General features: G+C 37.6%; 15 protein-coding genes. 6 read left to right on the top strand and 9 right to left on the bottom strand.

Going from position 1 to position 16,183, the window contains the following annotated elements:
- Positions 1-100: 100 nt before the first annotated feature.
- The 6 genes from pfkA to dnaE all read right to left on the bottom strand — a co-directional run bounded on the left by pfkA (position 101) and on the right by dnaE (position 8,592).
- On the bottom strand, positions 101-1,060 hold the full coding sequence (pfkA, locus tag ACHABW_RS05720; RefSeq protein WP_110934874.1) for a 6-phosphofructokinase: 960 nt from the start codon (positions 1,058-1,060) through the stop codon (positions 101-103).
- A 132-nt stretch (positions 1,061-1,192) separates the two neighbouring features.
- Entirely contained in the window at positions 1,193-2,170 is a 978-nt protein-coding gene (accA, locus tag ACHABW_RS05715; protein WP_435754452.1) for an acetyl-CoA carboxylase carboxyl transferase subunit alpha, read from the bottom strand.
- Positions 2,171-2,194: 24 nt separating this feature from the next.
- A complete protein-coding gene (gene accD, locus ACHABW_RS05710; protein ID WP_110934872.1) occupies positions 2,195-3,043 on the bottom strand; it encodes an acetyl-CoA carboxylase, carboxyltransferase subunit beta in 849 nt (282 codons plus the stop codon).
- A 107-nt stretch (positions 3,044-3,150) separates the two neighbouring features.
- Positions 3,151-3,813, bottom strand: a complete 663-nt coding sequence (locus tag ACHABW_RS05705; protein WP_435754451.1) for a FadR/GntR family transcriptional regulator — start codon at positions 3,811-3,813, stop codon at positions 3,151-3,153.
- Positions 3,814-3,869: 56 nt separating this feature from the next.
- Entirely contained in the window at positions 3,870-5,105 is a 1,236-nt protein-coding gene (locus ACHABW_RS05700; protein ID WP_110934870.1) for an NAD(P)-dependent malic enzyme, read from the bottom strand.
- Positions 5,106-5,193: 88 nt separating this feature from the next.
- Positions 5,194-8,592, bottom strand: coding sequence for a DNA polymerase III subunit alpha (gene dnaE, locus ACHABW_RS05695; protein ID WP_435754450.1), 3,399 nt, complete (start codon positions 8,590-8,592; stop codon positions 5,194-5,196).
- A gap of 142 nt (positions 8,593-8,734) precedes the next feature.
- Here dnaE and ACHABW_RS05690 point away from each other — a divergent pair, with 142 nt between their 5' ends.
- The 3 genes from ACHABW_RS05690 (at position 8,735) to ACHABW_RS05680 (ending at position 9,881) form a co-directional block, all read left to right on the top strand.
- A complete protein-coding gene (locus ACHABW_RS05690) occupies positions 8,735-9,067 on the top strand; it encodes a YtrH family sporulation protein (protein WP_110934868.1) in 333 nt (110 codons plus the stop codon).
- Positions 9,064-9,567 carry a sporulation membrane protein YtrI gene (gene ytrI / locus ACHABW_RS05685; RefSeq protein WP_435754449.1) on the top strand — a complete coding sequence of 168 codons (504 nt, stop codon included), beginning with the start codon at positions 9,064-9,066 and terminating at the stop codon, positions 9,565-9,567. The genes ACHABW_RS05690 and ytrI overlap by 4 nt, the downstream gene beginning before the upstream one ends.
- A gap of 125 nt (positions 9,568-9,692) precedes the next feature.
- On the top strand, positions 9,693-9,881 hold the full coding sequence (locus ACHABW_RS05680) for a hypothetical protein (RefSeq protein ID WP_110934866.1): 189 nt from the start codon (positions 9,693-9,695) through the stop codon (positions 9,879-9,881).
- 57 nt (positions 9,882-9,938) lie between these two features.
- Here the strand turns inward: ACHABW_RS05680 and ACHABW_RS05675 are convergent, their stop codons facing one another.
- Positions 9,939-10,880, bottom strand: a complete 942-nt coding sequence (locus ACHABW_RS05675; protein ID WP_435754448.1) for a DHH family phosphoesterase — start codon at positions 10,878-10,880, stop codon at positions 9,939-9,941.
- Between the two features lie 112 nt (positions 10,881-10,992).
- Between ACHABW_RS05675 and ACHABW_RS05670 the strand changes: the two genes are divergently transcribed.
- Positions 10,993-11,319 (top strand): YtpI family protein, encoded by a 327-nt coding sequence (locus ACHABW_RS05670; protein ID WP_110934864.1) that lies wholly within the window; start codon positions 10,993-10,995, stop codon positions 11,317-11,319.
- A gap of 185 nt (positions 11,320-11,504) precedes the next feature.
- Here the strand turns inward: ACHABW_RS05670 and ACHABW_RS05665 are convergent, their stop codons facing one another.
- Positions 11,505-12,812 (bottom strand): DRTGG domain-containing protein, encoded by a 1,308-nt coding sequence (locus ACHABW_RS05665; RefSeq protein WP_110934863.1) that lies wholly within the window; start codon positions 12,810-12,812, stop codon positions 11,505-11,507.
- Between the two features lie 376 nt (positions 12,813-13,188).
- Between ACHABW_RS05665 and ACHABW_RS05660 the strand changes: the two genes are divergently transcribed.
- Positions 13,189-13,851, top strand: coding sequence for a hypothetical protein (locus ACHABW_RS05660; protein ID WP_435754447.1), 663 nt, complete (start codon positions 13,189-13,191; stop codon positions 13,849-13,851).
- A 336-nt stretch (positions 13,852-14,187) separates the two neighbouring features.
- Here ACHABW_RS05660 and ACHABW_RS05655 read toward each other — a convergent pair whose 3' ends face one another.
- Entirely contained in the window at positions 14,188-14,871 is a 684-nt protein-coding gene (locus ACHABW_RS05655; RefSeq protein ID WP_435754446.1) for a metal-dependent hydrolase, read from the bottom strand.
- A 128-nt stretch (positions 14,872-14,999) separates the two neighbouring features.
- Here ACHABW_RS05655 and ACHABW_RS05650 point away from each other — a divergent pair, with 128 nt between their 5' ends.
- Entirely contained in the window at positions 15,000-16,097 is a 1,098-nt protein-coding gene (locus ACHABW_RS05650; protein ID WP_435754445.1) for a M24 family metallopeptidase, read from the top strand.
- Positions 16,098-16,183: the final 86 nt, after the last annotated feature.

The raw sequence follows: 16,183 nt of genomic DNA, 5'->3' as shown, positions 1-16,183 counted from the left end.
ATCTGTTTATTTTCTGAGTCTGTCATTTTTCTCACACGAAAGCTAGGACAACATAATGTCCTAGCAATGAAATCGCACAGAAGTAAAATTTTAATTTAAATTAAATAGACAGTTCTTTTGACAGCCTATACATTTCTTCATCAATCTTATGACCTCTGGCTAGCGCTTCATCGATATTATGTGAAACAAGTTTATTATTTTCAATTCCTACCATTTTGCCTTCTTGTCCTTCTAACAACAATTCCACAGCCTTCGCCCCTAATCTACTTGCTAAGACTCTGTCTTGCGCTGTAGGAGAGCCACCTCTTTGAATATGGCCTAAAACTGTCACTCTTGTTTCCAAGTCGGTTTTACTCTGAATTTCTTTACCGATGTCAACTCCAGAGCCTACTCCCTCTGCGACCATAATAATACTGTGCTTCTTACCTCTGTCATGGCCTCTTTTTAAACGCTTAATAATATCATCCATATTATCTTCGACTTCAGGAATCATTATGGTTTCCGCACCATCAGCCAATCCTGACCATAGGGCTAAATCACCTGCATGACGACCCATTACCTCAATAACATATGTACGTTCATGTGAAGTGGCAGTGTCCCTAATCTTATCAACAGCGTCAATGACTGTATTAAGAGCTGTATCAAACCCAATTGTAAAATCAGAACCAGGAATATCATTATCAATCGTTCCGGGAACGCCAATTGTTGGATAACCATGTTCTACAAGTTTCTCAGCACCTCGGAAAGAACCATCTCCTCCAATAACTACAAGTGCTTCAATTCCAAATTTCTTAAGTTGCTCAATACCCTTTTTTTGACCTTCAATCGTTTTAAATTCTTCGCAACGAGCTGTGTAAAGCATTGTGCCTCCACGGTGAATGATATCTCCCACCGATCCAAGCTCAAGTTTTTTTATATCTCCGTTGATTAGTCCAGCATAACCATAATAAATGCCATATACTTCAAGATCATGGTAGATCGCTTTTCTAACAACTGCTCGAATAGCTGCATTCATACCTGGTGAATCCCCACCACTTGTTAAAACACCAATTCGTTTCATTCTTTCCAGTCACCTCAATTTTTTAGCTACCTAATTTTTAATATGTGTTAAAAATACCATTTTCATTTATTAAAAACAATAGAAACGGGACGTATGTAAAAAGGCTTCCTCAAATAAGAGAAAGCTGAATGCCTATTCTTTAGCAATGAGACCGTTTTCATCGTCAAATTCGCCTATTTTATTAAATTTTTCATATCTTTTTTTCACAAGGTCATTTCTGTCTATTTTATTTAATTCTAACAAAGCACTTTTCAACGTTTGTCGAATATAACCTGACTGAGCTTCTAAATTACGATGAGCCCCACCACGTATTTCAGGAATCATTTCATCAATTAATTCCAATTCTTTCAAATCAGGAGCAGTTATTTTCATTGTCTCTGCAGCCCTTTTAGCTTGTCCCGCGTCTTTCCAAAGTAATGCAGCAGCACCCTCAGGCGAAATAACAGAATAGGTCGAATTTTCCAACATACATATTCTATCTCCAACGCCTAGCGCTAATGCTCCGCCACTTCCGCCCTCCCCAATGACTATACAAACGATAGGAACACGAAGTCCTGCCATTTCAATTAGGTTTTTTGCGATAGCCTCACTTTGCCCTCGTTCCTCCGCAGATTTTCCAGGATATGCCCCTTTTGTATCTATAAAACAAATTACCGGACGATTAAATTTTTCTGCCTGCTTCATGAGTCTTAATGCTTTTCGAAAACCTTCAGGATGGGGCATTCCAAAATTTCTTTTTAAATTGTCTTTTGTTCCTTTGCCTCGTTGATGACCGATAACAGTTACTGGTTCCCCCTCAAACTTTGCAATCCCACCAACAATAGCTGCATCGTCGCCGTAAAACCGGTCTCCATGAAGCTCCATGAAGTTAGTAAATAGATGTTCAATATAGTCCAATGTAGTTGGGCGCTTACTATGTCGGGCAAGTTGAACCCGATCCCAGGCTGTCATATTTCCATAGATATCTTCTTCCAGTTGCTCGAGTCTCACTTCCAATTTTTTAATTTCATCAGAAAGATCAATATCTTTCTCCCTTGTGAATGTTTTCAGCTCGGAAATTTTATTTCTCAGCTCAATAATAGGTTTCTCAAATGGCAATTGTTCAGACATTCTAATCCTCCTTCCTTTATGACTTTACGAAGTTTGGTGAATTTCTAAAATATTGGTTAATGTTGACTTCATATTTTTTCTCGGTACCACTTGATCTAACTGTCCGTGATCCAACAAAAATTCAGATGTTTGAAAATCATCTGGAAGCTTCTGTCGAATTGTTTGTTCAATAATACGACGTCCGGCAAAGCCAATCAATGCTTTCGGTTCAGCAAGATTTATGTCACCGAGTGAAGCAAAGCTTGCTGATACTCCGCCGGTTGTAGGATGCGTCATTATACTAATAAATAGAATCCCTTTTTCATGCAGAAGATTCAGAGCAGTGCTAGTTTTAGCCATCTGCATTAAACTGAATACACCTTCTTGCATCCTGGCTCCACCAGAAGCTGCAAACATGATAAACGGTTTTCGCTCATCTGCTGCAATCTTGATCGCCCTGCACATCTTTTCTCCGACAACGGAACCCATACTCCCCATTCGGAATCTTGGATCCATCACTCCGATAATAACTTCCATACCGGAAATTGTACCACTACCAGTTACTACGGCCTCATTTAACCCCGTATTTTTTCGATCCAATGCTGATTTCTCTTTATAATCCGGGAAATTCAGTGGGTCCTTTGCAACCATGTTTTTATCAAACTCTTGAAAACTACCTTCATCCAATGTCATTTCGATACGTTCGGTTGAAGATAAACGGTGGTGATATTCACAATGATCACAAACTAGCAGGGTTTTCTTCAATTCTTTGAAATATATAATGGACTTACACTGTGGGCACTTCGTCATTAAACCTTCTGGTACTTCTTGTTTCGCTTGTTCAGAAGGAATTGTTGCGTATTTTTTCTTTTTCGTAAATAAATCTCTTATCACTGTTTCACCCCATAACAATCTCATTCGGCTAGAATAATTTTCGTTTTATCATACCTTGTACTCATCTAAAAAACAAGGTAGCCTCCAGGATTTTTGCACTAGTTCTGTCAAAACCTGCTGTTTTCCAAGTGATTTTTCAAAGCCGAGACAGCCTTCTCTTCGTCTCCCAGAGCAACTGATTCATAAATAATGAAGTGTTCTTTCATGGAATCCTCAGGTCTTCCTTGTCTTGAGAGAGATTTTTTTAATGCGATCTTACTGTATTCTACTAACGGTTTCCAAATATTTAAAATAAGATTATTATGACTGCATTCTACTAATGTTTTGTGAAACAAATAGTCTTCTTCTACCGGAATTTCACCACCTGACCAGGTGGCGTGTGAAGCCTCGATATATGATTTAAGTTTATGAAGTTGCGGCTCTGTAGCTCGCGTACATGCAAGACGGACAGCTTCGACCTCAATAAGCTTTCTTGTCTCTGTAACATCACGTCTTGCTTGCTTATCCTTCAAGAAAAAATTTGCTAGAACTTCAGCCAATCGATGACTGCCGGATTGTTGAATAAAGGTACCTTCGCCTTTTCGTGTCTCAATAAGGTCCAATAATTCTAACGCTCTCAATGCCTCGCGTACGGAAGATCTGCCTACTTTAAGGCGTTCTGCTAAATCTCTTTCTGAAGGAAGCTTATCACCACTTGTCAACTTATCATGGGTAATAATTTGGTCAATTTCTTTCAAAATATTTAGATAGATTTTCCCACTGTGACTCATGATAATTTCTGATCCTCCAATATAAACCTATGTGCTATTTCAGTTACTCAGGTATACTAGTCCTCAATAATTGTTAGCTCACGCGTCTTTCTAGCTACAGCTTCCGGATCAACTTTTTTTCGTGCAACACCTGTTTCCATGGCAGCTAGTGCAACGCTTTTAGCAACAGCCGGAGCAACTCTTGGATCAAATGGTGCCGGGATGACATAATCTGAATTTAGTTCCTCTTCACTTACTAATTCAGCAATTGCTTTAACTGCTGCAACTTTCATTTCTTCGTTAATATGAGTAGCCCGCACATCCAAAGCACCTCGGAAGATTCCCGGAAAAGCGAGGACATTGTTCACCTGATTCGGAAAATCGGAGCGACCTGTTCCTATAACACTTGCTCCCGCTTCTTTAGCAAGATCCGGCATAATCTCTGGAACAGGATTAGCCATTGCAAAAATGATTGGATTATCATTCATAGACTCCACCATTGATTTTGTTAAAGCTCCTGCAACCGAAACCCCAACAAAAACATCTGTTTCTTTAATAACTTCTTCCAAAGAACCTTCAAGCTTCTCAAAATTCGTCAACAATGATAATTCATGCTTTAAATTATTCATTCCGTAAGGACGCCCTTCATAAATAGCTCCCTTTGAATCGCAAAGAATAAATTGTTTGCAGCCCATACTTTTGAGAAGTTTCATAATTGCAATGCCTGCAGCTCCTGCTCCATTAATAACAACCTTTACTTCTGATAACGATTTCCCGGATATCTTTAAAGCATTTAATAATCCCGCTGCAGTAACAATTGCAGTTCCGTGTTGATCATCATGAAAAACAGGTATATTCATTTCCTTTTTTAAACGTTCTTCGATCTCAAAACATCTTGGCGCAGCAATATCTTCTAAATTAATTCCTCCAAATGTCGGCTCCATTAGTTTCACAGTTTCAACAATTTTGTCGACATCATTTGTATTTAAGCAGATAGGAAATGCATCCACTCCAGCAAAAGATTTAAAAAGCACTGCTTTACCTTCCATTACTGGCATTGCGGCTTCTGGTCCTATATTCCCTAAACCTAAAACAGCCGTTCCATCTGAAACGACAGCTACCATGTTTCCTTTAACTGTATATTCATAGACCATTTGAGGATCCTCAAATATCTCTTTGCACGGTTCTGCAACTCCTGGTGAATAGGCTAAAGACAAGTCCTCTGCGTTTCGAACCGCTACTTTAGACTTTGTTTCAATCTTCCCTTTATGTTTTCTGTGCATATGTAATGCTTCTTCTCTCAAAGTCGTCACTATTGCCACTCTCCCTTTTCCATGAAATTATAGTGGTCTGACCACCCTTGACCAAACCTATTATACCAAATTAATAGTCCTGTTACATCTATGGATTTTTCAAAAAGACATTTTTCTGTCCTAAAACTGCTTGAATTTTATATATAAATTCTTGTTTTGAAGAAGTATTCCACATTTCTGATAATCGTATTGCTTGCCCATTTGATTCATATTTCAGAATTACAGGAACACTTCCAGGTGTATCCTGAAGCAGTTCTTTTAACTTTTCCAACGTACCGTCTCGTTCATGTATAAGTGTAATATTTAAAAATAAAACAGGTTTTTTTCGTTCCGAATCCCTTTTTTGTAACGCTTCTACAGTCGTGCATTTATCAACTAAAACCTTTCGTTCCCCTTGATGCTCCTGAATTTTTCCTTCTATGAACACTAATTCTTCTTTTTGCAGCTTTGTATCAAATTCACGAAAAGCTTTCGGGAAAACAGTCATTTCTATTTCTCCAGTCTCATCAGATAAACGAACAAAAGCCATCTGTTCCTTCTTTTTAGTTTGGATGACTCGTATATTTTCTACAAGACCTGCAAGTCTGACCGATTCTCTATCTTTCCATATATCTTTTTCTTTTATTTGTAGTATTTTCAATCGGTCGTAATTGTGCAATAATTTTTCGGCGTCCTGCACAGGATGTCCCGAAGCATAAAATCCTAAAACTTCTTTCTCATAACGAAGATGATCTTTATTAGACAAAGGAGAAACTTCCGTATAGGTTGGATTACTATCCTCCTCGTAAAAGAGAAGATCCTGTCCTTGCAACTGCTTTTCTCTTTCCTTTTCACCAAATTCCATCGCATCGTCTAAAGATGCTAACAGGCTTGCTCTTTCGACGCCAAAATCATCCAGCGCTCCTGCAAATACAAGTGACTCCAATGCTTTACGGGAAAGGGTTTTACCGGAGACACGTGAGCACAGGTCAAACAAGTTTTTGAATGGTCCGTTTCTTCTTTCCTCAATGATATTTTTTATAGCTTGAAGCCCTAAATTTTTCAAGGCAGCTAAACCAATAAAAATAGCCCCTTGCTTCACTTCAAACAAAGCTCCGCTGTGAAGAATGGAAGGTCCCATGACTGTTATATTTTTTCTTCTAGCCTCTGAGATGTATTCAGAAAGCTTCTCCTGATTATGAATAGACATGTCCATTAAACTACTTAAAAACTCTTGAGAATGATTCGCTTTTAAATAAGCCAGCTGATATGAAATCATACTATACGCTACGGCGTGACTCCGGTTGAAACCATAATCGGCGAATCGAACAATTAAATCATAAACTTTCTCTGCTTCCTCCAACGAGTAGTTCTTATTACTAGCACCACGAACAAACTGTTCACGTGTTTCCTCTAATATTTCTTTTTTCTTTTTCCCGACAGCTCTTCTTAACACATCCGCTTCAGCTAATGTGAACCCAGCCATGAGAGAAGCTATTTTCATAATTTGTTCTTGATAAATAACTACTCCGTATGTGGATTTTAAAATCCTCTTTAAATCTTCATGGGGATAACTAACTGATTTTTCGCCATGTTTTCGTGCGATGTAAAGCGGAATATTTTCCATCGGTCCTGGACGGTACAAAGCATTGACAGCAACGATATCTTCAAACTCACTTGGTTTTAATCCTTTTAATACACGTTTCATACCAGCTGACTCCAATTGAAAAATTCCGCTCGTATCTCCTTCACTTAATAGATCAAACGTTTTTTTATCATTCCAGGGAAGATGATCTAATTCAATCTTCATCCCTTTATTTGAAAACACTAATTGAATGATTCGTTCGATGAAGCTTAAATTTCTTAAACCCAGAAAGTCCATCTTCAATAACCCAATTTCCTCTAAATCGCCCATTGGATACTGAGTTAAATAGAGGCCATCGTTTCCCTGTTGTAAAGGGACAACGTTCGTTAAAGGCTCTTTACTCATAACAACTCCCGCCGCATGTATGGATGTATGACGCGGCAGGCCTTCTATATTTTCGGCTATCCGAAATAATGTTATCAGTTCTTCATCTCCTGCTATCATATCTTTTAGAGCAGGTGTCTCGGCAATAGCTTGGCGAAGTGTGATATGCGATTTACTCGGTATTAACTTCGCTACACGATCAATTTTATTTTGCTGCAAGTCTAATACTCGAGCAGAATCTCTCAATGCAGCTTTTGCAGCAAGTGTTCCAAACGTCACAATTTGCGATACATGAGTCTTGCCGTATTTCCCAGCTACATATTGAATCACTTCATCTCTTTGAGTATCCGAAAAATCAATATCAATATCTGGCATGGATACACGTTCCGGGTTTAAGAATCTTTCAAAAAGAAGATCATGTTGTAACGGATCAACATTCGTAATTTTAAGAACATAAGCGACTATTGAACCAGCTGCCGAACCTCTTCCAGGTCCTGTTAAAATATCATTATCATGAGCGTATTTCATGAAATCAGCAACAATAAGAAAGTAATCTTCATAATTCATGGTTGATATAACTTCCAATTCGTATGCTAACCGCTGCCATACATTTTCTTGCGGATGTTGAAAGCGTTCCTTCACACCTAAGTCACATAGATGTTTTAAAAAGGTGTGGGATGTAAACCCATGAGGCACAGGGAACTCGGGTAAAACCGGTTCTCCTAAAGCTATCGTAACTTCACAGCGCTCTGAGATTTTCTCAGTCTCATTTAAGGCGTTCTCCCATGAAGGGAGAAGCTCTTTCATTTCCTGCTGGCTCTTGAAGGTATATTCTTCTGAGGTTACGCCAGCAGGTAACGTGTCTAACTTCTCTCCTAGCCTTATCGCATTCAGAACTCGATGCGCATCTTTTTGTTCTTTCTTCAGGAAGTGAACGTGATTAGAAGCAACTATTGGGATAGTCCTTTCTAGCTGCCACTCACGAATAGCAAGAAGTCGTTCTCTTTCTTCACGACGCCAGTGATTTTGAATTTCTACATAAACATCTTGTTCAACAACAATCTTTCTAAGATTGTCAAGAACCTGGTTTGCTTCTGCTTTTTGACCATTTTGCAATAAGAACTGCATTTCGCCTGTTTCAAAAGGGCTGATAATGATTATATCAACTGCATGTTTTTCTAAATCACTATATGTAATGTATGGAAATTGCTTATTTTCTCTCGTTTGAGCAAGTGTAGTAAGTGTTAATAGAGACCTATATCCTTTATTTGATTTTGCTAGAAATAATAAACTGTATTTTGGCCCTTCCCGACCAGAAAGTTCCTTTTCATTGTAATGAAGCTCCACACCGATAATGGGTTTAATTCCTTTTTCTTTACATGCTTTATAAAATGGAATGACGCCATGCATCGCATTAATATCTGTTAATGCCACGGCTGGAAAGTTTAGTTCCGCTGCAAGGCTTGCGATATCGGCTATTTTGGCGGCACTTTGAAGCAAACTGAACTCACTGTGAACATGTAGATGAACAAATGACATGGGTATCCCCCCTTAATTTTCAAATGATTCACTTTCATTATAACGCAAACACATGTTTGATTCATCCTTAAATATACAGGAATACCTCAGAGGCTTTGTCCATATATATGAAACAGAGCCTGATTTACAAGGAGGACTCCTGATGGATAAAGACTTTCTAGCTACGTTAATTATTGATTTTTTTGTCGCCTTTGGTGTGATCATTGGCGGGACAATATTAGGTGGAATTGGAGCCTACCTTATAGGAAAACCGCCATTGTCTATTATGTATGATTTAGCCTCAAGTTTAAAGATTTGGGCACTTGTAGCTGCAATTGGAGGGACATTTGAAGCTATTTCTTCATTAGAACGAGGAATATTCGAAGGTACTCATGCCGATATTTTCCGAACGATTGTCGTTATTTTTGCTGCATTATCAGGAGCACACAGCGGCACTGTACTCATTCAATGGATTACACAGGAAGGTGTCAAATGAGAATCCCCCCTTTTCATCGTGAAATTAGCTGGCAACGTTTTTTTGCTGGTTTTTTTCTAGGGCTAATTTTCGGTTGGCTTTTTTTCCTGTTTCATTTTGGCACTGTTCACGAGAAATTAATCTTGCAAATTGGAAATCAGTCGACTGAAATTGAAAAAAACGAAAAAACGATAGAAATCCTTAGAGAAGACCAAGATGAACAAAATAGAGACAACGAACAATTACTAACGGTTCAAGATATTCATATAAATTTTATCAATCAAGAACAGGTTAAGTTAAGCGAGTTAACGTTACACGAATTACGCGGGTCTCTAGAAAGTGAACTTGAAGAGGTTAGGTCACGCAATATTGAGACCGTTTTTGCTTCACATGATTTTATTATTAAATCCGTCGAGAATAAAACATTTATTGTGAATGATAAACGATACAAGCTTAAAGTACGGCAATTACTTTTATACACAACGGTAGAAATACATGTCGAGATTGTTTTAGCAGAGTAAGAATGAAGCAATCAAAAGGTCACTTCTTTCATTTATGTCAATTTATTAAACAATCATGAAGAATGATACACCTCAACGTTCTCTTCGGTATACTATAAGTATCAGAGAATGAAGGGGGTACGAATATGAAAGTAATTAGTCGTAGTAAAATTGCTGAGGATAAGATTAAATCAATCCGATTAGGATATACTGCCTTTGCGGAGTCCCAAGAAGTACTGAATAAAATTAAAAAAGAGCTTGTTTTACATGACATTGATTTTATAGAAGAAACCACAGACGTAGGTTCTTGGATCACACCAAAAAAGAAAGCTTAAGAATTTAGGGGTGATGTATAAATTCACTCATCACCCCCGAAGTTCCTTTAATTCCTTCTACTTATAATCCTGACATAATTTATCTAATTGAGCCAAAATTTCTTTTGTTTCATCCCAGGAATTTGCCGATGCTCCTGATGCAAGTGGATGGCCACCACCATTAAACCTCGCCGCTAGTTCATGAATATGAGGACCTTTTGATCTTAAACGAACCCGAATGGTATCAGATTCCTCTACAAAAAATACCCAAGCTTTGATTCCTTTTAACGCGGAAAAACTATTTACAATCATCGAAGCTTCTTTTGAAGTAACACCGAATTGGACCAATTTTTCCTTAGGTAGGGTTATGTAACCGGCACCTGAAGGCAATACTGTTATTTCTGATAATACATATCCTTCTAATCGAAGTAATGGCAGTGACTTCTCATAAAGACGGTCAAAAATATCTCCTGGTGCAAATGCACCTTGTATGAGCCTGCTGGCATAAAGAAATGTCTTTTGCGTAGTGTTCGGGAATCGAAATCTTCCTGTGTCGCCCACGATACCGGCATACAGAAGCCTTGCCATGTTGTCACACCATTTAACCGCTTCTTTTTCCAATTCCAAGAAAAGTTCAAAAATCATTTCGCTTGTGGAACTTGCTGAAGTATCTACCCATGAAACAGACCCATATTCATCTACATTTGGATGATGATCAATTTTAATTACTTCTTGTCCATTCTTATATCTTTCATCATCTATCCTATCCACATTCGCGGTATCGCACACAATGACAAGAGAATTAGAAAATTCCTCATCAGAAATAGTATTCATTGGGGAAAGAAATGATAATGACGCTTCTTCCTCACCGGCTAATTTGACACTTTTATCAGGAAAGTACAGATTAATTAATGCTTTTAAGCCAGCCTGAGAACCTATTGCATCAGGATCGGGGCGAGCGTGACGATGTATAATTATCGTATCCCACTGTTTTATTTTTTCAATGATTTGTTTTTTCACTTTTTCTCCTCCTTGGAAAGTACTCTTAAATTGCTGTTGCCTCTCTCTTCATGCTACTTTACAATAGAGAGGCTTATATATCACTCACTAAAATTAAAAGGAGTAATTAACGATGACTTTTCTTCTCATGTTTCTTATAATCAGTTCTTTACTATTTTTCGTATACTTCAAGGTGCAACAAGTACGTTCTACTGGACCAATGGCTAAACGATGGTATGGAACAAAAGGGAGTATTACGGTAGGTATTTTCTTTATATCCTTCGCAATTAACAGCTATTTAAACCTGTTATCATCGGTGGCTGCTGTTATTGCTTTACTTTTCTTTGTTTACGGAATTGCTAATCTATATTTCGGATTAAAGCAACACAAGGAAATTGCACCTCACGCAAAAAAAGAAGCTGAAACGATGGAAAAAGCTGCAACTCAAAGAAGTAACTAGGTAATGTTTGTTTAATGTGCAAGAAAATGAAATAAGGTTTAGCTTTATTTCATTTTCTTATTTTTTACAAGATAAGAATTTATAAGTTTACAGCTATCTTTACGCCACGCGTGTCAAGGGAAACCCACCCTCCTTTCGAGTAGCACCTACACGCACTACGTAGGTGCTACTCGCGTTTTTCTTACTTATCTATCAATCAATTGAGCCATCAACATCGCTTTTCCAACCATCTGATTTTCATGGAATAGTTCCACATCTACTTTCCCGAATTTGCGTCCTACCTCTAATACTTGCGGTCGAATATACATCACCGAATCTATTTGAACAGGCTTAATGAAAAATAACGTTATATTTTCTACAACTAGTTCCCCTTTTTTATGCTTCCGTAAAACTCTGCTCCCTGCCTCTGTGACAATTGTTGTCATTACTCCATAAGAAATTGTCCCTAAATGATTTGTCATTTGCGGGGTCACTTCAAGCTGAAATGCATATTCATTTGGTGTAGAAACATCTTCAAAATGTCGTGTCACCAGATCCTCAATTGTGTCGCCAACTTGAGGCTGACGTTGGATCATTTGCAAGGCTTTTAAAACATCTTGCCGGCTAATAACACCAATAAGTTTCTTACTCTTAGTGATTACGGGTAATAATTCAATCCCTTCCCATATCATCATATGAGCAGCAGAAGCTACAGAGGTACCGCTTGTAACGGTAATAGGTTGCTTCGTCATAATTTTTTCCACTTCGACAAATGGTGTTATTCCCATTACATCCTTGGCAGTCACAATACCATGAAGTTTTAAATCTTCTCCCACAATCGGATAACGGCTATGTCCTGTTTTGTTATTTAACTCATGCCATTTTTCTACTGTATGGGAAAGAGTTAAAAAATTTGTATTCTCTATTGGGATTAATATATCTTCCACGGAAATTATTTCCTTTTTAATTAACTGGTCATAAATTGCTCGATTGATCATTGTAGCTACCGTAAATGTATCGTATGAAGTTGAAATAATCGGAAGGTTTAGTCTGTCTGCTATTTGCTTAACCTCTTCATTTGTATCAAAACCACCTGTGATTAATACAGCAGATCCTTCTTCCAATGCGAGTTTATGCACTTGTTCCCGGTTACCCACGATTAATAGGTTACCCGCTTCAACATATCTCATCATCTGTTCGGCCTTCATAGCTCCAATTACAAATTTATTCAAAGTCTTATATAAACCATCTCGCCCACCTAAAACAGAACCTTCAACAACATTTACAATTTCTGCATATGTTAGTTTCTCAATGTTTTCTTTCTGTTTCTTTTCTATGCGGATAGTACCAACTCTTTCAATGGTACTGACCAAGCCCTGATTTTCGGCATCTTTGATAGCTCTATAAGCAGTTCCTTCACTGACATTTAACTCTTTTGCAATATGCCGCACGGATATTTTATTCCCTACCTCTAAGGAACGAATGTGCTGTAGTATTTGTTCATGCTTTGTCATTATTGGTTTAATCCCTCCTATATTAAACTGTTTACTCACTTTTTCAGCTCTGTACTACTACAAGTATAATCTTCATTCATCTCCACATCAAGATTTTACCTGTTAACAGAACATTTTTATTAAATAATGCTTACAATTTTTTCGTATTAGGGTATATAGGGAAATAAAGAGGTATAATTAAGAAAAACTGCATTGAAGTCTTTAAAAAACTATTATCTTTTATCTCTATTTTAGTGAATTTATTGCTTTGTTATTACCGTTCGATAGTTGAAGTGGACTAAGTGTTCAATAAATCTTAAGCTGACATGTGTATTTCTACTCTGTTACTAAATAATTAAATACCTAGAATTTATCTGATTGAAATGGAGGTTCGTGTATGGTCCGAATCCATCCCATCTTAGCTAGTGCAATAGGATCAATCCTGTTGTTAATATCCTGCAGTGACCAAAATGATATACAAACTGATACTATCTATGAAAATGAGCCAGTTGAAGCTATTTTTGGTGAACAGCAAATAAGCTTAACTAGTGAGGATTACAAAGCATTAACTATAGAAGCCTTGCATGTGTTACGAGTACAAAAGCCGCTTTTACACGAAGAATTACAAAGGAAGTGGTTTATTCGCTACTACATTCAGAATCATGAATACAATGAAAGTTATTCAAATGAGGAAATATTTCAGAGAGCTCAAGAAAGAGCCGAATATGAAAATGCTTGGAAGGACTATGCTTTTGAGGAATATTCGATTTCTGTAAATGAAGATGCCGTCGCGTCTCAGGCCTCGTATAATTTAGAAGTATATCAACAAAATATCCCCCCCTCGATTATTGGCATGTCTGAAGGATTGGATCTGTCAATTGATGAGTTTATGAAGGGATTTGATCGCGACTATGTCACTCGGACAGTCATTTGGAAAGAACTTATGCCGACATTATTTGAAAAACATCTGGCTAAGTCTTCCGAAAGACTGGATGGAGTGTATTTAAGTCAAAAATATGACCAGGAAGTATTAGAATATTTAGATCAACGCGAATCTTGATAACTTCATATATATATATATTAACTAATTTTCAATCCATTGAATAATTAAGGGTCGTGTTCCTGAATTAGTAGTCCCGATACCGTGGACAAAATGGAAAGGAACAGGTCAAATAAACATACAAAACACAGTTGTTTCGCATTATAAATAATAGATCAAACAGAAAACAGAACACTTGTAATCCAAGTGTTCTGTTTTCTATTTGATCTTGTTAAACTAAGCACTGCCTGTTAGTGCAATACTAAAGTATTACCTCAATATTCCACTCAAACCATGTTCCGTGCATCAGTGTCACCAATAGTAAAATACCTTTCACTCATTATTCTTTATCTCCTACTAAATATTTATTTCATCACCAGCGTTGAGTAGTAAACCCTCACCTGGTTTAACCTTGTCAGAGAAAGCTTTAGGATCCTGTTCAATAACCGGAAATGTATTATAGTGTATCGGTACAACCTTTTTTGCACCAGTCCACTCAGCAGCTTTCAGTGCATCGTCAGGTCCCATAGTGAAGTTGTCCCCAATTGGAAGAAAAGCAACATCAATATCATTCATTTCACCAATTAATTTCATGTCAGAGAAAAGGGCCGTGTCCCCCGCATGATAAATCGTTTTTCCTTCAGCAGTAAACAGAATTCCTCCTGGCATTCCTGTATAAACAATTTTTTGGTTTTCTTCTTCTGTATAAGATGATCCATGAAAAGCCAAGGTATACTTCACTGTACCAAAGCCAAACTCATGTGCTCCGCCTATGTGCATTGGATGAGTATTCACTCCTTGCCATCCTAGATATGTAGCTAGTTCAAAAGGCGCCACTACTAGTGCGTCGTTTCGTTTGGCAATCTCTACAGTATCTCCAACATGATCATTATGACCATGCGTTAATAAAATAATATCTGCTTTTGTATCATCTGCTACAAGATCGGTTTGACCATTTCCATTTATAAAAGGATCAATATAAATATTTGTTCCGTTTGTCTCAATTTTTACGACAGAATGACCGTGATAAGATATTTTCATGTAAGATCTCTCTCCTTTTTTAATAAGCTATATTTAATTTAATTACCCTATCTCGTTTTAAATTATGCATCTGATTTATTCGTTTATGCTATCATAAAATTATTGTACTGCCCTTAGGAGGAATAGAAATGAATACACGCATCCTAGAATTGAAATATAAAATGAAACATAAAAAGATTGACGCTTTGATGGTCCAAACGAGAGCTAACGTGTTTTACCTTAGCCAATTCGATACTAATCCCCATGAAAGACTTGTAGCAGTCATTATATTTCAGACCAGTTCCCCAATAATGATTTGTCCTAACATGGAAGTAAATCAAGTAAAAACAGTCTTCACCGATGGAGATATTATCAGCTACAGTGATACAGAGAATCCCTGGCAAAAAATTTCAGAATACTTCATTGATCAAAACCTTCAACCAACTCAATTTGCTATTGAAACGAGCATGTCATGGGCACGTATGAAAGCCTTGGAGTCAGTTATTGAAAATGTGAAATTCCAGGAAGCCGATTCCCTTCTAAATGAGCTTAGATTAGTCAAAGACTCCAAAGAGATTGCTATCCTTAAAGAAGCTGCCCACTTTGCCGACGAAGGGGTCTTGGCTGGTATTAATGCTCTTCGTGAAGGTGTTACGGAAATGGAAGTACTAGCAGCTGTTGAATATTCTCTTAAACGAATCGGGATTAGAGAAATGTCTTTCTCCACTATGGTTTTATTCGGTGAGAAAGCTGGAGATCCTCACGGAAATCCAGGAGACCGCCAACTGAAAAAAGGAGATGCGGTTTTATTCGATCTCGGCGTGATGTGGAAAGGTTATGCCTCAGACATTACCCGAACTGTGTTTTTTGATCATATAAAAAAAGAAGATGAAGAAATTTATAATACAGTACTGGAAGCCCAAAGAAGATCCCTACAATCTTGTGTGCCCGGAAATCCTATTTCCAAGTTAGATACAGAAGCACGGTCCTTTATTTCGAAACAGGGATATGGAGACTATTTCCCTCATCGAATCGGACATGGACTTGGAATTGAAGTTCATGAATTTCCTTCTTTAAGTGATCAGAATACAGATTCACTAAAAACAGGGATGGTATTCACCATTGAACCAGGTATATACATCCCTAATCAAGCAGGCGTGAGAATTGAAGATGATATTATCATTACTGAGGATGGTTATGAAATACTGACACAATTCCCAAAAGATTTAACCATCGTTCCGTTGTAGAATAGAGCCAAAAGAAGGGGACAGGAAAAGTTAACTTAAACTTTTCCTGTCCCCTTCTTTATACATGATAGAAACCTCTATTTAAC

Origin of the sequence: Salipaludibacillus sp. CF4.18 (assembly GCF_051262595.1) — a bacterium.
GTDB lineage: Bacteria > Bacillota > Bacilli > Bacillales > Salisediminibacteriaceae > Salipaludibacillus > Salipaludibacillus neizhouensis.
This window is presented reverse-complemented; position numbering and strand designations above follow the sequence as displayed.